General features: G+C 64.5%; 25 protein-coding genes. 20 read left to right on the top strand and 5 right to left on the bottom strand.

Features of this window, described 5'->3' with window-relative positions; translation table 11 throughout:
- Window positions 1-19: 19 nt before the first annotated feature.
- A complete protein-coding gene (locus tag HNP71_RS11945; protein WP_183267157.1) occupies window positions 20-460 on the top strand; it encodes an Rrf2 family transcriptional regulator in 441 nt (146 codons plus the stop codon).
- Between the two features lie 59 nt (window positions 461-519).
- On the opposite strand, the gene HNP71_RS11940 is transcribed toward HNP71_RS11945, so the two are convergent.
- Window positions 520-1,542, bottom strand: a complete 1,023-nt coding sequence (locus HNP71_RS11940; RefSeq protein WP_183267185.1) for a site-specific DNA-methyltransferase — start codon at window positions 1,540-1,542, stop codon at window positions 520-522.
- A gap of 257 nt (window positions 1,543-1,799) precedes the next feature.
- Here HNP71_RS11940 and HNP71_RS11935 point away from each other — a divergent pair, with 257 nt between their 5' ends.
- From HNP71_RS11935 to HNP71_RS11855, 17 genes are all read left to right on the top strand, one after another.
- Window positions 1,800-2,102, top strand: coding sequence for an AtpZ/AtpI family protein (locus tag HNP71_RS11935; RefSeq protein WP_183267156.1), 303 nt, complete (start codon window positions 1,800-1,802; stop codon window positions 2,100-2,102).
- 11 nt (window positions 2,103-2,113) lie between these two features.
- A complete protein-coding gene (locus HNP71_RS11930; protein WP_183267155.1) occupies window positions 2,114-2,866 on the top strand; it encodes a F0F1 ATP synthase subunit A in 753 nt (250 codons plus the stop codon).
- A gap of 63 nt (window positions 2,867-2,929) precedes the next feature.
- Entirely contained in the window at window positions 2,930-3,166 is a 237-nt protein-coding gene (locus HNP71_RS11925) for an ATP synthase subunit C family protein (RefSeq protein ID WP_183267154.1), read from the top strand.
- Window positions 3,166-3,735 (top strand): F0F1 ATP synthase subunit B family protein, encoded by a 570-nt coding sequence (locus HNP71_RS11920; RefSeq protein WP_183267153.1) that lies wholly within the window; start codon window positions 3,166-3,168, stop codon window positions 3,733-3,735. The genes HNP71_RS11925 and HNP71_RS11920 overlap by 1 nt, the downstream gene beginning before the upstream one ends.
- Window positions 3,736-3,738: 3 nt before the next feature.
- The gene (locus tag HNP71_RS11915; protein WP_183267152.1) at window positions 3,739-4,254 is read left to right on the top strand and encodes a F0F1 ATP synthase subunit B family protein; all 516 of its coding nucleotides are present in this window, start codon (window positions 3,739-3,741) and stop codon (window positions 4,252-4,254) included.
- A gap of 168 nt (window positions 4,255-4,422) precedes the next feature.
- Entirely contained in the window at window positions 4,423-5,235 is an 813-nt protein-coding gene (locus HNP71_RS11910) for an ABC transporter substrate-binding protein (protein WP_183267151.1), read from the top strand.
- Between the two features lie 57 nt (window positions 5,236-5,292).
- Window positions 5,293-6,003, top strand: a complete 711-nt coding sequence (locus tag HNP71_RS11905) for an ABC transporter permease (RefSeq protein WP_183267150.1) — start codon at window positions 5,293-5,295, stop codon at window positions 6,001-6,003.
- Complete coding sequence (locus HNP71_RS11900) at window positions 6,000-6,704, top strand: ABC transporter permease (RefSeq protein WP_183267149.1); 705 nt, start codon at window positions 6,000-6,002, stop codon at window positions 6,702-6,704. The genes HNP71_RS11905 and HNP71_RS11900 overlap by 4 nt, the downstream gene beginning before the upstream one ends.
- Before the next feature lie 121 nt (window positions 6,705-6,825).
- Window positions 6,826-7,791 carry an amino acid kinase family protein gene (locus HNP71_RS11895; RefSeq protein ID WP_183267148.1) on the top strand — a complete coding sequence of 322 codons (966 nt, stop codon included), beginning with the start codon at window positions 6,826-6,828 and terminating at the stop codon, window positions 7,789-7,791.
- A 100-nt stretch (window positions 7,792-7,891) separates the two neighbouring features.
- A complete protein-coding gene (locus tag HNP71_RS11890; RefSeq protein ID WP_343062403.1) occupies window positions 7,892-9,088 on the top strand; it encodes a sensor histidine kinase in 1,197 nt (398 codons plus the stop codon).
- Window positions 9,078-9,695 carry a response regulator FixJ gene (gene fixJ, locus HNP71_RS11885; RefSeq protein ID WP_183267147.1) on the top strand — a complete coding sequence of 206 codons (618 nt, stop codon included), beginning with the start codon at window positions 9,078-9,080 and terminating at the stop codon, window positions 9,693-9,695. Before HNP71_RS11890 ends, fixJ begins: the two co-directional genes overlap by 11 nt.
- A gap of 98 nt (window positions 9,696-9,793) precedes the next feature.
- Complete coding sequence (locus HNP71_RS11880; protein ID WP_183267146.1) at window positions 9,794-10,213, top strand: response regulator; 420 nt, start codon at window positions 9,794-9,796, stop codon at window positions 10,211-10,213.
- Window positions 10,214-10,303: 90 nt separating this feature from the next.
- Window positions 10,304-10,987, top strand: a complete 684-nt coding sequence (locus HNP71_RS11875) for a helix-turn-helix domain-containing protein (RefSeq protein WP_221246843.1) — start codon at window positions 10,304-10,306, stop codon at window positions 10,985-10,987.
- A 77-nt stretch (window positions 10,988-11,064) separates the two neighbouring features.
- Window positions 11,065-11,937 (top strand): metal ABC transporter solute-binding protein, Zn/Mn family, encoded by an 873-nt coding sequence (locus tag HNP71_RS11870; protein ID WP_183267144.1) that lies wholly within the window; start codon window positions 11,065-11,067, stop codon window positions 11,935-11,937.
- Entirely contained in the window at window positions 11,934-12,707 is a 774-nt protein-coding gene (locus HNP71_RS11865) for an ATP-binding cassette domain-containing protein (RefSeq protein WP_183267143.1), read from the top strand. The genes HNP71_RS11870 and HNP71_RS11865 overlap by 4 nt, the downstream gene beginning before the upstream one ends.
- Window positions 12,704-13,543, top strand: a complete 840-nt coding sequence (locus HNP71_RS11860; protein WP_183267142.1) for a metal ABC transporter permease — start codon at window positions 12,704-12,706, stop codon at window positions 13,541-13,543. Before HNP71_RS11865 ends, HNP71_RS11860 begins: the two co-directional genes overlap by 4 nt.
- 2 nt (window positions 13,544-13,545) lie before the next feature.
- Window positions 13,546-14,331: a metal ABC transporter permease gene (locus tag HNP71_RS11855; protein ID WP_183267141.1), complete on the top strand. Its 786-nt coding sequence runs from the start codon at window positions 13,546-13,548 to the stop codon at window positions 14,329-14,331.
- Here HNP71_RS11855 and HNP71_RS11850 read toward each other — a convergent pair.
- Window positions 14,321-14,791: a Fur family transcriptional regulator gene (locus HNP71_RS11850; RefSeq protein ID WP_183267140.1), complete on the bottom strand. Its 471-nt coding sequence runs from the start codon at window positions 14,789-14,791 to the stop codon at window positions 14,321-14,323. The genes HNP71_RS11855 and HNP71_RS11850 overlap by 11 nt on opposite strands.
- Window positions 14,792-14,876: 85 nt before the next feature.
- Between HNP71_RS11850 and HNP71_RS11845 the strand changes: the two genes are divergently transcribed.
- Both HNP71_RS11845 and HNP71_RS11840 read left to right on the top strand, forming a co-directional pair.
- Window positions 14,877-16,235 carry an NRAMP family divalent metal transporter gene (locus tag HNP71_RS11845; RefSeq protein WP_221246841.1) on the top strand — a complete coding sequence of 453 codons (1,359 nt, stop codon included), beginning with the start codon at window positions 14,877-14,879 and terminating at the stop codon, window positions 16,233-16,235.
- On the top strand, window positions 16,232-16,420 hold the full coding sequence (locus HNP71_RS11840; protein WP_183267139.1) for a hypothetical protein: 189 nt from the start codon (window positions 16,232-16,234) through the stop codon (window positions 16,418-16,420). Before HNP71_RS11845 ends, HNP71_RS11840 begins: the two co-directional genes overlap by 4 nt.
- A gap of 108 nt (window positions 16,421-16,528) precedes the next feature.
- Here the strand turns inward: HNP71_RS11840 and prpB are convergent, their stop codons facing one another.
- From prpB to HNP71_RS11825, 3 genes are all read right to left on the bottom strand, one after another.
- The gene (gene prpB, locus HNP71_RS11835) at window positions 16,529-17,443 is read right to left on the bottom strand and encodes a methylisocitrate lyase (protein WP_183267138.1); all 915 of its coding nucleotides are present in this window, start codon (window positions 17,441-17,443) and stop codon (window positions 16,529-16,531) included.
- A gap of 98 nt (window positions 17,444-17,541) precedes the next feature.
- The gene (prpC, locus tag HNP71_RS11830; RefSeq protein WP_183267137.1) at window positions 17,542-18,690 is read right to left on the bottom strand and encodes a bifunctional 2-methylcitrate synthase/citrate synthase; all 1,149 of its coding nucleotides are present in this window, start codon (window positions 18,688-18,690) and stop codon (window positions 17,542-17,544) included.
- Between the two features lie 59 nt (window positions 18,691-18,749).
- A complete protein-coding gene (locus HNP71_RS11825) occupies window positions 18,750-20,252 on the bottom strand; it encodes an MmgE/PrpD family protein (RefSeq protein WP_183267136.1) in 1,503 nt (500 codons plus the stop codon).
- Between the last annotated feature and the right edge of the window lie 49 nt (window positions 20,253-20,301).

The following is a 20,301-nucleotide window of genomic DNA, read 5'->3' as shown; positions in this document are numbered from 1 at the left end:
GGTGGCGCTAAAGTGCGCCATGCACCTCACGCGCTTTACTGATTACGGTCTCAGAACCCTCATCTATCTGGCCCTGCGGCCCGAGAAGCTGGGCATGATCGCCGAGATCTCCCAGGCCTACCAGATTTCCGAGAGCCACATGACCAAGGTCGTGCACAAGCTCGGCCAGGCGGGGCTGATCGAGACGATTCGGGGCCGCAATGGCGGTATGCGCCTCGCCCGCCCGGCCTCCGAGATAGGGCTGGGCGATACGGTGCGCGCCCTGGAGCCGGAACTGGCGCTGGTCGAGTGTCAGGCCGGGGAATATTGCGCCATTGGCGGCATCTGCCGGCTCCAATCCATCGTCGATGAGGCGCAGGATGCGCTGCTCGGCGTGCTGGACAAATACAAGCTCTCGGATGTCGCCGGGCCGGAAAGCAAGGCCTTGCGCAAGCGGCTGGGGGTGGCGGCCGAGGCTTAAGCGGCTGTTTGAAAAGCTGTCGCTCTGACGGCCGCCAGAGTAGACCTTGCAAACAGCCTCTAAGCCTCGGGCGTTTCTTTCCGCAGCACGTCCAGCGGCACCAGCGCGCCCTCGCGCTCGAAATGCCAGAACGTCCAGCCATTGCAGGAGGGGGCGTTCTGAACGGCCGCGCCCACCTGATGGATGGAGCCGCGATGCTGGCCGGAGACGAGCTGTCCCTCCGCCGTGACTTCCGCGCCGAAGCGGCGCTGCTTGTCCATCACCGGCGTGCCGGGGCGGATGATCCCGCGCTCCACGAAGCTGCCGAAGGCGATGCGCGGTGCCTCGCGCCCGCTGGGCGGGGCGACGACGGCGCTCTTGGGCGCCTGCCGCTCGGCCTTCAGCCGGCCCCAGGCGGCCTCTACATAGGCCGGGTGGCGCTCGATGCCGATGAAATGCCGGTGCAGCCGCTTGGCCACCGCCGCCGTGGTACCGGTGCCCAGGAACGGATCGACAATGATGTCCCCCGGGCTGGTCGAGGCCATGATGACGCGGTGCAGCAACGCTTCCGGCTTCTGGGTGGGATGCAATTTCAGCCCATGCGTGTTCTTTAGCCGCTCGCCGCCGGTGCAGAGTGGCAGCGTCCAGTCGGAGCGCATCTGCAAATCGTCGTTCAGCGCCTTCATGGCCTGATAGTTGAACTTGTAGCGGCTCTGCGGGCTCTTGGCCGCCCAGATCATCGTCTCATGCGCGTTGGTGAAGCGCCGTCCGCGGAAATTCGGCATCGGGTTGGTCTTGCGCCAGATCACGTCGTTGAGGATCCAGAACCCCATATCCTGCATCATCGCGCCGATGCGGAAGATATTATGGTAGGAGCCGATGACCCAAATTGTACCATCCTTGAGCAGGATGCGGTGGCACTCGGCCAGCCAATCGCGGGTAAAGGCGTCATAGGCGGCGAAATCGGAGAACCGGTCCCAATCCTCGTCCACCCCGTCCACCAGGCTGTCATCCGGGCGGCGAAGCTCGCCCCGCAGCTGCAGGTTATAGGGCGGGTCTGCAAAGATGCAGTTAACCGACGCGTCGGGCAGCATGCGCAGCATTGTCCCGGCATCGCCGAGCAATATCTGGTCCAGCGGCAGTTCGCGCAGCACTTCCACGGGCAAGGCGGGTCCTCAAAATTACGGAAACACCAGGGTAAACTGACTTTTGGCCCGTAACCGCGTCAACAGCCGCGCCACACATTTTAAGGCATACCCATGAAACAACATTTAAACCGTTATGTATTCTTGACAGGGCAGGGGGGGATGGGTAGCAACCCGCCAACGTCTAAGCGGTTAAAACCGCTGAAAACAGGTGCATGAGCGAAGGTCGGGATAAATCGGCGTTTGAAGAGCGGCTCAAGGCGGCGGAAGACGCTGCTGCGGGCCCCAAGCGCGAAACGGCTGAAAGCGATGCCAGTTCCGCGCGGCGCGCGATCGAGCTGGCTATGCGCCTGGGCGTCGAGATGGTGGCCGCGATGGTCATCGCCGTGGTTGTCGGCTGGGGGCTGGATAAGCTCTTCCATACGTCGCCCTGGCTGATGATCCTCATGGTGCCAGTGGGTATGGTGGCCGGGTTGCGTAATCTTCTTCGCGCGTCCGGCGGAAAAACAGGCGGCTGAACGGGATAGACATGGCAGGACCGACGATCGACGCGCTGGGACAATTCAGCCTCACCACAGGCCTTGGCAGCCTTGGCCGTGCCGTCAATTTCACCAATTCCAACGAGGCCATGCTGGGCGCCGCCGCGGTCATCGTGGCCGTGTTCGCCCTTGGCCTTAAGAGCAAGGCCCTGGTGCCCGGCCGCGCGCAGTCGCTGGTCGAGATGCTCTACGAGTTCGTGCGCAACATGTGCGTGGACACGATCGGCGAGGAAGGCCTGCGCTTTTTCCCGCTGGTGTTCACCATCTTCAGCTTCATCCTGCTGGGCAACCTGCTGGGGCTGTTCCCCTATTTCTTCGCCTTCACCAGCCATATCGCGGTCACGCTGACGTTGGCGCTGTTCGTGTTCGTGTTCTCCACCGGTGTTGGGTTCTACACGCACGGCTTCAAGTTCCTTAAGTTCTTCGTGCCCTCCGGCGTGCCGACTTGGCTGCTGCCGCTGCTGGTGCCCATCGAGATCATCTCCTACCTCTCGCGTCCTGTTTCTCTCTCGGTTCGTTTGTTCGCAAACATGACCGCCGGGCACGTGATGTGGGAAGTGTTCGCCGGCTTCATGCTGCTGCTCACCGCGAGCTTCGGCGTGCTCGGCGCCTTCGCCTCCGTGGTGCCGCTGAGCCTGAACGTTGCCCTTGCCGCCCTTGAGCTGCTGGTGGCCGGACTGCAGGCCTACGTGTTCGCCATCCTCACCTGCCTGTATCTGCACGATGCTGTTCACATGCACTAAGCATGATGCCGTGCATATGCACTAAGACTTCGCCAATAAAGTTTCTCGGAAAGGAATAGTTACATGGATCCTCAGTCTGCCGCTCTGCTCGCCAAGGACGTTGGCGCGGGTCTCGCCACCATCGGTGTCGCCGGTGCCGGCGTTGGTATCGGTAACCTGTTCGGCGCGTTCGTGTCCTCCGTTGGCCGCAACCCGGCGGCGCGCGACACCATGTTCAAGGACGTGCTGCTGGGCTTCGCGCTGACGGAAGCCGTCGCGCTGTACGCCCTGGTCATCGCGCTGGTCATCCTGTTCACCTAATGCGCCGCATTAGCACCGCTCTCCTGCTGGCGCTGGCGCCTTCGGCCGCACTGGCCGAGGGCACCATGCCGCAGATGGATTTCGCCAACCCGCTCACGCTGGATCAGGTGGGCTGGATGGCGGTCATCCTCGTGGTGCTGTATCTGCTGCTTTCGCGCTGGGGCCTGCCGGAAATCGGCAAGGTGCTGGAACACCGCGCCGGCGTGATCTCCAAGGATCTCGCCACAGCGCGCGCGGCCAAGCTCGAGGCGGACCAGGCGGTGGCGCAGCTCAATGCGACCATTGCACAGGCCCGTGGCGCGGCTCAGGCCGAGGTGGCGAAAGCCGTGGCCGAGGCCAAGGCCGATGCGGCGGCGAAGGCCGCTGCCCTGGCTGGCCAGCTGGAGGCGAAGCTCGCCGAGTCCGAGGCGCGGATCGAAGCCGCCCGCGCCGCGGCCCTGGCCGCCATCAAGCCCGTGGCCGCGGAGGCAGCCAGCTCCATCCTGTTGAAACTCACGGGCAGCCAGCCCGCGGAAGATAAGCTTGCCCAGCGCCTCGACGAAGCGCTGGCAGCGCGCAAGGCGGCATAAGCCATGGAATACCAAGCTCTCTCCGGTGGCGCTTTTTACACCCACGGGTCGTTCTGGGTCTTTGTGGCTGTCGCCATCTTTGCGCTCCTCGCGGGGCGCAAGATTTTGGCGGCCATCGCCTCCATGCTCGATGCTCGCGCTAAAAGCGTGAGCGACGCGCTGGCCGAGGCGGCGCAGCTGAAGGCCGAGGCCGAGGTTCTCCTCGCCGATGCCAAGGCGCGACAGGCTCAGGCGATGGAAGACGCGAAGCAGATTCTGGAAACCGCGCATCAGGAAGCTGCCAGCTTGGCCGCTGCCCTGGCTGCCGAGGCCGAAGCCACTGCCAAGCGCCGCGAGCGCATGGCGGTTGAGCGGATCGAGGCCGCGGAAGCCGCTGCGGTGAACGAGGTTCGCGCCGCCGCCATCGACATCGCCACCACAGCCTCCGCCGCACTGCTGCGCGATGGCCTGGGTGTGCAGGCCGATGCCACGCTCATCGACCACGCCATTGCCGGTGTGCCGGGGGCGCTGCGGGCGTAAGCTTCGCAACAGCCAAAATATCAAGCCAGGGGCCTCGGTCCCTGGCTTTTTTGTTGCCCGCGCCCTGCGCGTGCCGTCTTTGCCCAGGCGCGTGAATCCGGTAATGCTAAATATTGTTACATCGCTGCGGCGAGTGCGTTGGTGAATCTTTCAACACGGGAGACTTCGATGAAGCAGATTTTCGCGCCGGCTTTTGCCGCGCTTTGCGCGTTGGGTGTGGTTGCGGCGCCGGTTGCCGCGCATGCCAAGGCTTTCACCGAGATCAAGTTCGGCGTGGACGCGACCTATCCGCCCTTCGAGAGCCTCTCCCCCTCCGGCGATTTCCAGGGCTTCGACATCGACCTCGGCAAGGCCATCTGCGCCCAGCTGAAGGTGAAATGCGTGTTCGTCAGCCAGGGCTTCGACGGCATCATCCCCGCCCTCCAGGCCCGCAAGTTCGACGCCATTCTCTCCTCGATGACGGTGACGCCGGAGCGCGCCAAGCAGATCAACTTCTCCTCCGAAATGTATAACGAGCCGACCAGCCTGATCGAGAAGAAGGGCGCTGGGCTGCAGCCGACCGCCGAGAGCCTGAAGGGCAAGACCGTGGGCGTGGAAGCCGGGACCATCCAGGAGACTTACGCAAAGACCTATTGGCAGCCGCAGGGCGTGAACGTGGTCTCCTATCCGGGCCAGGACCAAGTTTATGCCGATTTGCTCTCCGGCCGCCTGGATGCCTCGTTGCAGGATTCGGTTGAGGCGTCTTACGGCTTCCTGAAGACGCCGAAGGGCGCGGATTACGCGTTCGGCGGCAATGTCACATACGATCCGAAGGACGTGCTCGGCTCCTACATCGCCATTGGCGTGCGCAAGGACGAGCCGGAACTGCTGAAGAAGATCGACGAGGCGATCGCGGCCATCCACGCGAACGGCACCTACAAGAAGATCGAAGCGCAGTACTTCAACTTCGACGTTTACGGCGCCACGCCAGCCGCGCAGTAATCTTTCTACCGGGCTCCGGCGGCAAACGCCGGAGCCTTCTTCGCTTTGGGAAACAGAATGTTCGATCTGGCCGGGTACGGGCAGCAGATTTTCAACGGCACGGTCACGACCATCGAGTTGTCCGTGCTGTCGCTGGTTTTGTCCTTTATCATCGGGCTGCTCGGCGCCTCGGCTAAGCTGGCGCGGCACCGGGTGCTGCGCGGCATTGGCACTGTGTACACCACCATTATCCGTGGCGTGCCAGACCTCGTGCTGATGCTGCTGATCTTCTACTCGTTGCAGATTTGGCTGAACGATTTCTCGGACTGGCTGGATTCGCTGCAAAACAGCATCGATTTCGAATTCCCGCTCGATCCCTTCACCAGCGGCGTCATCACGCTGGGCTTTATCTACGGCGCCTATTTCACCGAGACCTTCCGTGGCGCGTTCCTCGCCGTGCCCAAGGGACAGTTGGAGGCCGCGCGCGCCTACGGAATGCGCCCGCTGCTGGTGTTCCGCCGTATCCTGTTCCCGCAGATGATGCGCTACGCTTTGCCCGGCATCGGCAATAACTGGCAGGTGATTCTGAAGGCCACGGCGCTGGTTTCGCTGATCGGGCTGTCGGACGTGGTGAAGGCCGCGCAGGCGGCTGGCGAGGCGACCTTCCGCACCTTCTTCTTCATCTCCGTCGCCGGGCTTGTTTATCTGGTGCTGACCGTCATCTCCAATGGCGTGCTTATGCTGCTGGAGCGCAAATACGCGGTTGGCGTGCGCAAGGCGGCGCTATGATCGGCATTTTCCAAACCTATTGGCAGGCGCTGCTGTATTCCGATGGCTACCGGATGACCGGCCTCGCCATGACGCTGTGGCTGCTGGTGATTTCCTGTGGCATTGGCTTCTGCCTCGCGCTCCCGCTGGCCGTGCTGCGCAACGCCCGCAGCCCGCTGCTGTGGTTCCCGGTGTGGCTCTATACTTTCCTGTTCCGGGGCACGCCGCTCTATGTGCAGTTGTTGCTCATCTATACCGGCATTTACGGGTTGAGCTTCATCCACAACACCCCGCCCTTCAACGAGTTCTTCCGCCAGGGCCTCAACTGCACCATCCTGTCCTTCGCGCTGAACACCGGCGCCTACACCACCGAGATCTTCGCCGGCGCGATCAAGGAAACCGCGCATGGCGAGGTGGATGCCGGGCTGGCCATGGGCATGTCCCGCTACACGCTGTACCGGCGCATCATCATCCCTTCAGCCCTGCGCCGCGCCTTGCCGGCCTACAGCAACGAGGTGATCCTGATGCTGCACGCCACCACGTTGGCCTTTACCGCCACAGTGCCGGACATCCTGAAGGTCACGAACGACGCCTATTCCGCCACCTACGATCCGTTCGACTGCTTCGGTCTGGCGGCGCTGATCTATCTCTGCGTGTCCTTCGGGCTGATTTTCCTGTTCCGCCGGGCGGAGCGGCGTTTCCTGGCTTATCTGCGGCCTTGAATGCCCGCTCAGGGTGTTGAATGCTTAATAGGAAGTTTAATTTTAGGGATAATATTTTCGTGATGTAATATTTTTGACCGTAATCAATGATAAAGAGAGACAACAAGATTACGGTAATTCCGTGAGAATTTTAGTTTCTCTCGGCAGCACGGCCCTGCTGAGGCGTAACCAGCACCTCTCCTGTGCCGCTCTGCATGAACGCATCACCGAAGTCGCGCAGCATCTGGCCGGTGCGGTGATGGCGGGTAATCATCTGGTCGTCACCTTTGGCGATGCCTCCCAACTCGGCTTGCTGGCCCTGCAAACGATCAACAGCCCGCGCGAGGCGCTGATGCCGCTGGACGTGCTGCAGGCGCAGGCCACAGGCTGGCTTGCCTATGAGCTGGAGCTGGCAATCCGCAACGCCTTGCCGGGCGGGGCGCTGGTTGTCAGCATGGTCACCCAGACGCTGGTGGATTTACATGACCCAGCCTTCCATGCCGCCGGTGCGCCGGTCGGGCCGGTGTTCGACAAGCATACGGCGGACCATCTCTCGGCGGAGCTGGGCTGGAAAACCGGCCAAGCCGGGAATGGCTGGTGCCGCTTAGTGCCCGCGCCAAAGCCTGTGGATATCATCGAGGTCGATGCCATACGCCGCTTGGCCAATACGGGCGTTACCGTCATCTGCGGTGGTGGCGGCGGTGTGCCGGTGCGCCGGGATATCGACGGCAAGCTGCATGGCATCGAGGCCGTGGTTGATAAGGATGCAGCGGGCGCGCTGCTGGCCGAGCGTGCCGAGGCGGATTTCTTCCTCATGCTCTCCGACCTTGGCGGGCTCCATCTGGATTTCGGCGGGGAGGAGCAGCGGCTGATCGCCGCCGCCGGGCCGCGGGATCTGGCCGCGCATCTCGCCAACTTCCCCGAGTGGACGCTGCGGCCCAAGGCGCAGGCGGCCATCTCCTTTGTGCGGGCGACGGGAAAACCCGCCGCCATTGGCAAGCCGGAGGATCTGGCGGGCATCCTGGCTGGGCGGTGCGGTACGCTGGTCTCGCCGGGGGAGGGGCTGATCAGCTTCCATGACGCCGCCTACGAAGAGGTTGCCCCCTAAACCCGGCCGCGCCACTTAACGCCATCATTTTGTTGTGTTTTGGCCCGGACGCGCTAAGGTGGAAGGGCTGGGGTAACAACACGCCGCATGGGTGAAAAAAGTGAGCAACGCAGGACAGTCCGCTGATCAGGACGGGCCTGGGGATCTGGCCAGCTTGGCGTTGGCCGCCCTGCGCGAGCGTGAGGCGCATCTGCGCTCCATTCTCGCCACCGTTCCAGACGCGATGATCGTGATCGACGCGGCCGGGATCATCTCCTCGTTCAGCAGCGCGGCGGAGCGGCTCTTCGGCTACAAGGCCGAGGACGTGGCCGGGCGCAATGTCAGCCTGCTGATGCCCTCGCCTTATGCCGAGCAGCACGATTCCTATCTCGAACGCTATCTGACGACCGGGCAGAAGCGCATCATCGGTGCCAGCCGCGTGGTGATGGGGTTGCGCAAGGATGGCTCGACCTTCCCCATGGAGCTATATATCGGCGAGACGGCTACACGGGACGGCCGCGCCTTTACAGGCTTCGTGCGCGACCTGACCGAGCGCCAGGAGACCCAGGCGCGGCTGCACGAATTGCAGGCGGAGCTGGCGCATATGTCGCGCTTTACCGCCATGGGCGAGATGGCCTCCACTTTGGCGCATGAGCTGAACCAGCCGCTGACCGCCGTGGCGACTTACCTCAACGGCTGCCGCCGCCTGCTGGCGCGGGGCGAGGCGGCGGACCTCACGATGCTGGGCGATGGCATAGAGCGCGCGGCAGAGCAGGCGCTGCGGGCGGGGCAGATAATCCGGCGGCTGCGCGAATTTGTCTCCCGTGGCGAGACCGAGCGGCGCCTGGAGAACCTGCCCAAGCTGGTCGAGGAGGCGAGTGCCCTGGCGCTGGTCGGCGCGCGCGAGAGCGGGGTGCGGGTCAGCTTCGCGTTCGACCCCGATTGCGGTTCCGTCATCGCCGACAAGGTGCAGGTGCAGCAGGTGCTGCTCAACCTCATCCGCAACGCCATGGAGGCGATGCAGGATACCGAGCAGCGCGATATGCTGGTGACCACCACGCCGGCCTCCGAGGGCATGGTCTGCGTTTCGGTGGCCGATACCGGGCCGGGCATCGCGCCGGAGGTGCTGGCGCAGCTGTTCCAGCCTTTCGTCACCACCAAGAGCTACGGGATGGGGGTGGGGCTTTCCGTCTCCCGCACCATCATCGAATCCCATGGCGGGCGGCTCTGGGCCGAGCCGAATCCGGGCGGCGGCGCGGTATTCTCCTTCACCTTGTTCGGCCGTGGGCGGCCCGGAATGGATGACGATGCAGCCTGATCCCGTGGTGCATCTCATCGACGATGACGAGGCCGTGCGGCAATCTCTGGCCTTCCTGCTCACCAGCGCGGGGTTTGCCATCCGCACCTACGCCTCCGCCACCGCCTTCCTCGATGCGCTGGTTGCCGTGCAGCCCGGATGCGTGGTCACGGATGTACGTATGCCCGGCCTCTCGGGGCTGGATTTGCAGCGCGAGCTGATCAGCCGCCGCATTGGCCTGCCGGTGATCGTGATGACCGGCCATGGCGATGTGAAGCTGGCAGTGGAGGCGATGAAGGCCGGGGCGGTGGATTTCATCGAGAAGCCGTTCCAGGACGAGACCATGATTAGCGCCATCCGCACGGCGTTCGACCGTTATGCGCGCGATGCCCGCCATAGCGATGAAGCCAATGCCGTGGAGGCCCGGCTGAATGCCCTCACCGTGCGCGAGCGTGAGGTGCTGGATGGCCTCCTTGCCGGGCGCCCCAACAAGACCATCGCCTACGACCTCAGCATCAGCGCCCGTACCGTGGAGGTCCACCGCGCCAACCTGATGACCAAGATGGGGGCCGCCAGCCTTTCCGAGTTGGTGCGCATGGTCCTGCTCTCCCGCACGCCTGGCGTTTAGAGCCCTTGGTTTCCGCCGTTAGTTTGCGCTGAATCAAATGATACGGCGCTGATCTCTGTTATCCGGCGTTAGTTGATTTTTTTGAATGAAGACAAGTGGTGCCGGTGTTCGAGGCGGGGGTTTGGGAAATGGCCGAGGCGCGGCCGCTCGTTGTAGTTGTGAACGACGACGCGGCCATGCGGGACGCGCTGCGGTTTGTTCTGCGGCTGGAAGGGCTTGAGGTTCAGGCCTATGCCAATGGAGACGCGTTCCTTGCCAGCCGCGATCTGCCGCGCACGAAATGCCTGATTCTGAAAGACCGGCTGCCGGGGTTGGATGCGTTCGAATTGTTGCGGCAATTGCGGACGCGGGAGTTCTCGCCGCCGGTTATTCTGCTCACCAGCGCGGCCAGCCCGGCGCTGTATGGCAGGGCGCAGGCGGCGGGGGTCTGGCGGGTGCTGGAGAAGCCGATCCTTGATAACAGGCTGGTAGAGGCGGTAACAAGCGTGCTGGAAGGGCACCCCTCGCGCCAAGCCTAAGTAGAATCCCGTAGGGAAAAACCGGATACCGCGCATAAACCCTGTCCGGCTAAACCTTGCCTCGTCAAAAACGGGATGAGGAGCTTCGGGATGTCAGCCAGCGTTGCCCTGCGGGGAGATAACAGCTTTGCCATTCCGAAGGTGGCCAGAGTCTGGAGTTTGGGGCTGGCCGGGCGTCCGGCCGAGGCGCCGTTCAGTCCGGCCCCGCTGCACTTCGCCCAGGATGCTGAAATCTATGCCGAGGGGGACGAAGCCTCTTACGTGTATAAGGTTGTCAGCGGCATGGTGCGGACCTGCAAGTTCCAGAATGACGGCCGCCGGCATATCGATGCCTTCCACAAGCCGGGCGATATGCTCGGCTTCGAGCTTGGTGCCGAGCATGCGCTCTCCGCCGAGGCGGTGACCGATTGCATGGTGGTGCCCTACCGGCGCCGCACGCTGGAAACCCAGGCCGGGCATGATGAGACCGCGGCCATGCAGCTCTATACCTATGCCATGCAGTCGTTGGAGCGGACCCGCCAGCATGCCCAATTGCTTGGCCGCGGCAGCGCGCCGCAGAAGCTTTCGGTGTTCCTGCTGGAGCTGGCCGGTGCGCAAGGGGAAGAGGTGGAACTGGCGATGACCCGCCAGGATATCGCCGATTACCTGGGGCTGACCATCGAGACCGTCTCGCGCACCTTGTCGCACCTTGAGCGCGACGGCACGATCCGGCTGGCGGCGGCGCGGCGGATCGAGCTCTCGGACCGCGCGGCGCTGCGGGCCCTGTGCGGCTGAAGGCCACTCCGTCCCGCTGGACGGAGTGAATGTTATAATATAGCATTCTTCCCAGTGGAAGCTGGGGAGCGACAATCATGCGTTGGGGGATGTTGGCGAGCGCTGCGGCACTGGTTCTGGGTGCGGGGGCGGCGCAGGCGCAACCGGTGTTGCATGCCGTTGGCATCGAGAATGAATATGCCGATGTGATGTCCCAGATCGGCGGCCCCTATGTGCGGGTTTCCGCCATCGTGACCGACCCGAACACCGATCCACATGAATTCGAGATCAGCCCGCAGGTGGCAGGCGAACTCGCGAGCGCGGATGTGGTGGTGGAAAACGGGCTCGGCTACGATGGCTGGGCCGACAAGCTGCTGAGCGGCACACATGCCACGGTGATCAGCGCCCAGCGCGTGCGCAACCTGCCGAATAGCACGCCCAATCCGCATCTCTGGTACGATCCCGCCACCATGCCCGCTGTGGCCAAGGCCGTGGCCGACGCCTTCGCCACCAAGGACCCCGCCCATGCCGCCTATTACCAGGGGCAGGTGACGGTGTTCGACGCCTCGCTGAAACCCTGGCTCGACGAGCTGGCACAGGTGAAGGCGCATTACGCAGGGACGCCCGTGGCGGTAAGTGAGCCGGTGGCGGATTACCTGTTGCAAGCGGCGGGGATGAAGATCCTCACCCCCTTCACCCTGGAGGAAGCGGCAATGAACGGCACCGACCCCGCGCCGCAGGACGTTTCCACCCAACAGGACCTGCTCGTTTCCCGCAAAGTCGCGGTCTATGTCTTCAACCAGCAGGTGCAGGATACGCTCTCCGATTCCTTCCGCGCATTGGCGCAGCAAAGCAATCTGCGTGTGCTCGGTGTGTACGAGACCATGCCCAAGAGGGCGAAGAGTTATCAGAATTGGATGTTGGGTGAGACCAAGACCCTGGCGGAAGATCTCGCGGCGGGCGGGCAGTGACACCGGCCCTTAACGTCGAGGGTATCAGTGTCGCGCTTGGCGGACGGGAAGTGCTGCGCGATGTCGGCTTCTCCCTGGCCCCCGGCGCGTTCTGCGGGCTGATTGGCGCCAATGGCTCGGGCAAGACGACGCTGCTGCGCACCATCCTCGGCTTCACCGCCCCCAGCGCCGGGCGCGTCACGCTGGGCGGCGCGGTGGGCTACGTGCCGCAGAAATTGCAGCTCGACCCGGATATGCCGATCCGGGCGCGGGATTTCGTCGAGCTGGGGCTGAACGGGCACCGCTTCGGGTTTCCCTTCCCCTCGCGCGCACGCCGGGCGCGGGTGGAGGAACTGCTCTCCGCCGTGGATGCGAAGACATTCGCCGACCAGCGCATTGGCGAGCTTTCCGGCGGGCAGCAGCAGCGCGTGCTCATCGCTCATGCGCTGATCCGCGAGCCGAAGCTGCTGTTGCTGGACGAGCCGCTGGCCAATCTCGATCTTCGCGCCGCGGCCGAGATCATCGCGCTGCTCAAGCGCGTGGCGGCGCAGGGGGTGGCGGTGCTGATCTCGGCGCATGACATGAACCCGCTGCTCCGTGCCATGGATCGCATCGTGTATCTGGCCAATGGCCGCGCCGCGAGTGGCAAGACCCAGGACGTGGTGCGTACCGAGGTGCTCTCCGCCCTGTACGGCTACCATATCGACGTGATCCGCGTGCATGAGCGCATCCTTGTCGTGGCCGGGGAGCACGGCGCGCATGGGCATGAGCATGTGGCGGCGATTCCATGATGCTGTTGCAGCCCGGATTCCTGGCCAGCGTGCCGGTGCAGAACGCGCTGCTCATTGGGGCTGGCGCGGCGCTGCTCTCGGGGGCGGCGGGCGTGTTTACCGTGCTGCGCAGCCAGTCCTTTGCCGGGCATGCGCTGGCCGATGTCAGCTCCGCGGGCGGGGCGATGGCTTATCTGCTGGGCATCAGCCCGCTGCTGGGGTTCTTCAGCCTCTCGGTGTTGGGGGCGCTGGCGCTGGAGGTCATCGGCACCCGCCGTGCGGCGGAGCGGGATCTGGCGGCGGGCATCGTGCTGGGGGCGGGCATGGGGGGGACGGCGCTGCTGCTCTACCTGGACGTGACCGTGAAAGGCAGCGCCGGAGCCGCGGTGAGCGTGATGTTCGGCTCGCTCTTCGCCGCCCCGCCGGGGCTGGGCGTGGCGGTGGCGCTGGGCGCGTTGGCGGGGCTGCTGGGGCTGGGGTTGATCTACCGCCCGTTGCTGCTGGCCTCGCTGGATTCTGAACTCGCTAAGGCCGACGGCGTGAATACGCGGCTGCTGGGGACGGCTTATCTGCTGCTGCTGGCGCTGGCGGTCACGCTCTCCGCCATGGCGGTGGGGGCGATCCTCTCCACGGCGCTGCTCATTGGTCCGGCGGCTGCGGCGTTGCGGTTGGCGCACAGCCCTGCGGCGGCCATGGGGTTGGCCGCGCTGCTTGGGCTGTTCTGTGCCTGGGGCGGGGTGTGGCTGGCGTACCAGAGCTATGGCTGGACGCCGGGGCATGTCTGGCCGGTGAGCTTCTTCATCACGGCGCTGGTGCTGGCGGTTTATGCGGTGGCCTCGCTGGTCAGGCGGGGGTGAGCATGTTCGAGCCCTATATGCTGGATGCCTGGATCGTCGCCACGCTGGTGGCCCTGGCCGCGGGTTGCGCCGGATATTTCGTGGTGCTGCGCGGTGCCGGGTTCGCGGCGCATGCGCTGCCCATGGCGGCGTTTCCCGGTGCGGCGTTGGCCGGGCTGCTGGGCATCGCGAGGTTCTATGGGCTGGCGGTGTTTGCGCTGGGTGGTGTGGCGGGGCTGGCTTGGCTGAAGCGCGCCCAGAGGCCCGACGCCGCCACGGCCCTGGTACTGGTCGCCATGCTTGGGCTGGGGGCGCTGTTTCTCAGCCTTTCGGGCCAGTACAGCAACGCGGTTTATGCCCTGCTGTTCGGGCAGATCCTCGGCGTTGGCGCGGCGGATCTGCCGCCGGCTTTCGGCATTGGCATTGGCGTGCCGGTGGTGCTGCTGCTCTGCTTCCGCCCGCTCACCTATAGCGCCCTGGTCCCCGATCTCGCCGCAACGCGCGGGCTCTCCGGCGCGGGGCTCGATTTGCTGTTCCTCGGCCTGCTGGCCGTGACATCCGCCGTGGCGCTGCCCATCGCGGGAGCGCTGCTGGTGTTCACTCTCATGGTCGGCCCAGCGGCGGCGGCGCGCAATCTGGTCCGCGCCCCGCTGCCCGCGCTGGGGGTGAGCATAATACTGGCGTTGCTCATCGCCTGGGCGGCGCTGGCTTTGGCCTATCTTACGGGGCTTCCGTCGGGCTTTTTTGTCGGCACGCTATCGGCCGCGGCCTATCTGGCGGCGCGGCTGACGCGCCGGCTCAGTCCTTAGCGCAGGCGGCGCATATCCCGTCCAGTTCCACGATCGCCTGGGCCGGGTGGAAGCCGTGCGCCGCAGCCGCCTTGGCCAGGGCGGTGGAGATGCCGTGATCCTCGATCTCCATCACCGCGCCGCATTTGCGGCAGATGAGGAACTGCACGTCGTTATGCTCGTGGTCGGTCTCGGCGCAGGGGATGAAGGCGTTCAGCCGTTCGATGCGGTGGATCAGCCGATTGGCGAGCAGAAAGTCCAGCGCCCGGTACACTGTGGGCGGCACGGCGGATTTGCGGATCTCCCGCAGCTGGTCGAGCAGCTGGTACGCGGTAACCGGCGCCTCCGCGTGCAGGATCAGTTCCAGCACTTCCCGCCGCAGGGCCGTGAGCTGCGTGCCGTGCTTGGCGCAGAGTTGTTCCGCCGCAGCCAGCAGGGCCGGGATGTCGCGCTCGCTGTGGGCAGCATGGTCATGAGGCATGAGGCCGATGATACGGCATTGCGCGGCATGGGGGGAGGGGGCGGACGTCTCTTGACGAAACCTTGGGCAAGGCTAGGTTTTCAACATGGCTGACAATGCGAGGCTGATGCCGATGAATGGGCAGGGCGGCCCCGCCGGTGAGGTGCCGCGCGAGGACGTGATGCGCGCGCGCGACCGTTTGCGCGTGCAGAAAACCAGGGCGCAGAGGCGCTGGCTGCGGTTGCTTTGGCTGCTGGCCGGGCCTGGGGTTCTGGTGATGCTGGGCGAGAATGATGGCCCGTCCATGGTCTCCTATGCCACCACCGGGGCGACGTATGGCGTCGGGTTCTTCGTTCCCTTCATCCTGCTCACCTTTGCCATGGCCTATGTGGTGCAGGAGATGACGGTGCGCCTCGGCGTGGCCACCCATCGGGGGCATGCGGAGCTGATCTTCCAGCGTTTCGGCTCGTTCTGGGGCTATTTCGCCATGGCCGATCTGGTGTTCGGCAATATATTGACGCTTGTCACCGAGTTCATCGCCATCCAGGCGGGCGGGCTGTATTTCGGACTCAAGCCCGTGGTCTCGGTGGGGGCGGGGGTGGCGCTGGTGCTGGCCTCGCTGGCACTGCGCCGTTACGCCACATGGGAGCGCACGCTGCTGGCGCTGGCGGCGGGGAATCTGCTGTTCATCCCGGCTGCACTTATGGCGCACCCAGATGGTGCGGCCCTGGCCCACGCCCTGGCCACATGGGGGCCGTTGCCCGGCGGGTTCCGTACCGATTTCGTGGTGCTGATGCTGGCTGATATCGGCGCGACGGTGACGCCCTGGATGATCTTCTTCCAGCAAAGCGCGGTGGTCGATAAAGGCCTCACCCGTGCCGATCTGGTGCAGGGGCGGATCGACACGGCACTGGGCGCGCTGATCGCCGCCGTGGCGGCCATCGCCACCGTGGCGGCGGCGGCCCCGCTTTTCGCGGCGCATACCGATATCGGGCAGTTCGCCTCCGGCGCTGATTTCGCGACGGCGTTGCAGCCGCTTATCGGCCATACCGGGGCCACGCTGTTCGCTTTGGGCATGACGGAGGCCGGGCTGGTCGCGGCGATGACGATCTCCACCAGCTCTTCCTACGCCCTGGCGGAAACGGTTTCCGCTCGGCACAGTCTCAATCTCGATTTTCACACCGGCCGCTGGTTCTACGGCGCGGCTATTCTCTCCACGCTGTTCGCGGCGGGCATCGTGCTGATTCCCCACGCGCCGCTGCTGGCGCTGACGTTGAGCGTGAACGTGATCGCCACGCTGCTGATGGCGCCCGCGCTGCTGTTTCTGCTGCTGCTGGTGAATGACCGCGAGATCATGGGTGAGCTGGCCAACCGGCGGCTTGGCAATCTTGCTGGCGGGCTCATCATTATCGCCATCTCGCTGGCGGGGGCGGTGTATGGCGTGCTCACGGTGTTTCCGTCATGACTCAGGACGATATTCTGCAAGTGCTGGAACCAGCGCAGCGTTCCGCGCAGAAGTACATTCCCTATCCGCGCCGCAAGCTAAGCGGATGGGAGGTGGCGCTGCTCTGGCTGCTGCGGGCTTATGTACTGATCGCTGTGCCGCTGGTGATCTACGCTTTTGTGAAGGCGCTGGCGGCGGGCGGATAAAAGTAACAGAAGTTTTTGGGGTTTGGCCCTTTTTTAAAAAGGGCCAAAAAGAACGTGGGGGCTTTTTGGAAAAAGCCCCCACACCCGCAAAAACTTTTTTAAGTTTTCTTACTTGATCGGCTCGGGCACGATCGTCTTCACGATGGTGCTGTCCAGCGCCTCGAAGCCGGCATAGTCGATGGTGGCGTACAGGTCCTTGCGGGTCAGCATCTGGTCCACGCAGTTCTGTGCGCCGCCATCCTTGGCGATGGCCTGGAACAGCTTCTCCTGCGCCAGGGCCGCCACGCGCAGCGAGGTCACCGGCCAGATCATCATCTTGTAGCCGAAATCCTCGAACTGCTCCTTGGTGTAGAACGGCGTGCGGCCGAACTCGGTCATGTTGGCCAGCAGCGGCACGCCCGGCATGCGGCGAGCGAACTCGCGGAAGGCTTCCTCGGTGTTCAGCGCCTCGGGGAAGATCGCATCGGCGCCGGCTTCCATGTACAGCTTGGCGCGGGCCACGGCGCCGTCCATGCCTTCGGAGGCGGCGGCGTCGGTCCGGGCGATGATGTAGAGATGGCGGCGGGCATGAGCGGCGGCGGCCACCTTGGCGGCCATATCCTCGGGCGAGGCCAGCTTCTTGTCGTTCAGATGCCCGCATTTCTTCGGCAGGATCTGGTCTTCCAGATGCACGGCGGCGGCACCGGCATCCTCGAAGGTGCGGACCATGTGCATCACGTTCAGGGCTTCGCCGTAGCCGGTATCGCCATCCACCAGCACCGGCAAGCCGGAGGCGCGGGTGACCTGACGGATGAAGAAGGCGACTTCATCGACGGTGATGATGCCGAGATCCGGCAGGCCCATCGAGGCGGTCATCGCGGCACCCGAGAGGTAGCAGGCCTCGAAGCCCGCATTGCGCGCCTGCTGCGCGGCGAGGCCGTTATGGGTGCCGGGGATGCCCAGAATGCCGGGCTTGGCCAGCAGGGCGCGGAAGCGGTCGCCCGCCGGGACGTGGGAATAAGAAGATGCGCTCAGATAAGTCATGGTAGTCTCCATATTCAGGCGCGCGGGGCTGGTGGGGCGGCCGCGCGCAAACCTATAACTTAAAAACCCCGCCAAGTTGCCTTGGCGGGGCGCAGGATTTAGCGGTCCGCCAGGGGGACGTAGGTCAGGTTTTCCGGCCCGACATAGTTGGCGGAGGGGCGGATGATCTTGCCGTCCACGCGCTGCTCGATGATGTGCGCGCTCCAGCCGGATGTGCGCGAGATCACGAAGAGCGGGGTGAACATGGCGGTCGGCACGCCCATCATGTGGTAGGACACGGCCGAGAACCAGTCGAGGTTCGGGAACATGTTCTTCACTTCCTTCATCACGCTCTCCAGGCGCTCGGCGATGTCGTACATCTTGGTCGAGCGGGCTTCGTCGGAGAGGTGCTTGGCGACGCGCTTGATGACGACGTTGCGCGGATCGGAGATGGTGTACACCGGGTGGCCGAAGCCGATCACCACTTCCTTGTTCGCCACACGCTGGCGGATGTCGATCTCCGCCTCATCCGGGCTGTTGTAGCGCTTCTGGATCTCGAAGGCGACCTCGTTCGCGCCGCCATGCTTCGGCCCGCGCAGCGCGCCGATGCCGCCGGCGATGGCGGAGTAGAAATCCGACCCCGTGCCGGCGACGACGCGGCAGGTGAAGGTGGAGGCGTTGAACTCATGCTCGGCGTAGAGGATGAGCGAGGTGTGCATGGCGCGCACCCAGCTCTCCTGCGGGGCCTTGCCGTGCAGCAGGTGCAGGAAGTGGCCGCCGATGGAGTCGTCGTCGGTCTCGACCTCGATGCGCTTGCCGTTGGTGGAGAAATGGTACCAGTACAGCAGGGCGGAGCCGAGCGAAGCCATCAGCTTGTCGGCGATGTCCTTGGCGCCGGGCTGGTTGTGGTCATGCGCTTCCGGCAGGATGGTGCCGAGAGCGGACACATAGGTGCGCATCACGTCCATCGGGTGCGCGGCGGCGGGGATCTGCTCCAGCACGGCCTTGGCGGCGGCGGGCAGGCCACGCAGGGATTTCAGCTTGGTCTTGTAGGCCGCCAGCTCGGCGATGTTCGGCAGGGTGCCGTGCACGAGCAGGTGGGCGATTTCCTCGAACTCGGAGCTGTCCGCGAAGTCCAGGATATCATAGCCGCGATAGTGCAGGTCGTTGCCGCTGCGGCCAACGGTGCAGAGCGCGGTGTTGCCAGCGGCAACGCCCGAGAGCGCGACGGATTTCTTCGGCTTCGGCAGAGTGCTTGTTTCGTTCATGGCTTTCCCTTTTTTAAAGAAGTTCAAAGACGTTCCCTCTTTGCTTGCGCGCGGAGGGGCTAGAAGATCCCCGGCCTGGACTCGTCGAGCGCGCCAGCCGGAAGGATGATGTTCAAAGCCGAGAGCTCGCCGGGGCCGAGGCGGGGCAGATCCTGCACCGCCTGGAGGAAACGGTTGCTCTCACGGGTGGTGATGATGCCCTCCGTCAGCATCTTGAACTTGTTGATATAGTCCTTGCGCCCGAAGGGCCTGGCGCCGAGCGGATGCGCGTTGGCGACGGCCATCTCGTCCACCAGTCTGGAACCGTCCTTGAAGACGATCTCGACGCGGCCGCCGAAGGCCTTCTCTGAGAGGTCCAGCGTGTGGTAGCGGCGGGTCCACTCGGGGTCTTCCACCGTTTCGATCTTGTGCCACAGGCGCACGGTATCCGGCCGGGCGGCGTGCCTGGGCGCGTAGGAGGATTTATAGTTCCAGAACCCATCCTGAAGCGCCACGGCGAAGATGTACATGACCGAGTGGTCGAGCGTCTCGCGGCTCGCCTTCGGGTCCATCTTCTGCGGGTCGTTGGCGCCGGTGCCGATCACGGTGTGCGTATGGTTCGAGGTGTAGATGACGATCTTCTCGATCGCTTCCAGATCCTCGATGGAATTGCGCATGCGGAAGGCGAGGTCGATGAGCGCTTGGGCCTGATACTCCGCGGAGTGCTCCTTGGTATAGCTGTCCAGAATGGCGCGCTTGGCCTCGCCGGGCTCCGGCAGCGGCACGTGGTACACGGCCTCGGGACCGTCCAGCATCCAGGCGATGACGGAGTCCTCGCCTTCGTAGATCGGGGAGGGCGCCCCCTCGCCGCGCATCGCCCGGTCCACGGCCTCGACGGCCAGCTTGCCGGCATGGGCCGGGGCAAAGGCCTTCCAGGAGGAGATTTCGCCCTTGCGGGACTGGCGGGTGGTGAAGGAGACATGCACCGCCTGCTGCACCGCCTGGTAGATGACCTCCTGCTTCAGCCTGAGCAGGGTGCCTATGCCCGCCGCCTGAGCCGGGCAGAGATGGGCGATATGGTCGATCTTGTGCTCGTGCAGGCAGATGCCCTTCACCAGGTTCACATGGATCTCATAGCCGGTGGCGATGCCGCGGATCAGGTCCTTGCCGGATTTCTCCAGCGCCTGCGCGACGGCCAGGATGGGGGGAATATTGTCGCCCGGATGGGAGTAGTCGGCGGCGAGGAAGGTGTCGTGATAATCCAGCTCGCGCACGGCGGTGCCGTTGGCCCAGGCGGCCCATTCGGGGCTCACGGTCACGCGGGCTGGGGCGCCGAAGATCTGCGCGCCGCCCATTTTCTTCAGGTGCCCCAGGGCCGCGCCACGGGCGGAGACGGCCGGGCGGCGGTTAAGGGAGGCAACGGCCACTGCGGCGTTATCGATGATCCGGTTGATGACCATGTTCGTGACCTCTTTGGTCACGCCGACCCTGTCGGCGGCCACGCCCGCGATCTTCCACGCCAGTTGATCTTCGCGCTTGAGCGGCTCTTTCGAGGGATAAACGCGGACCTCGTGAAGTTTCACGACCTGACTAGCTCCTTGGGTTGGCCTTCTCTTTGCGTTTATTGCCTGC

The sequence above is a fragment of the Acidocella aromatica genome, from assembly GCF_014201825.1.
Lineage (GTDB): Bacteria > Pseudomonadota > Alphaproteobacteria > Acetobacterales > Acetobacteraceae > Acidocella > Acidocella aromatica.
The sequence above is the reverse complement of the archived record's forward strand: the minus strand, read 5'-3'. Positions and strand labels throughout refer to the sequence as shown.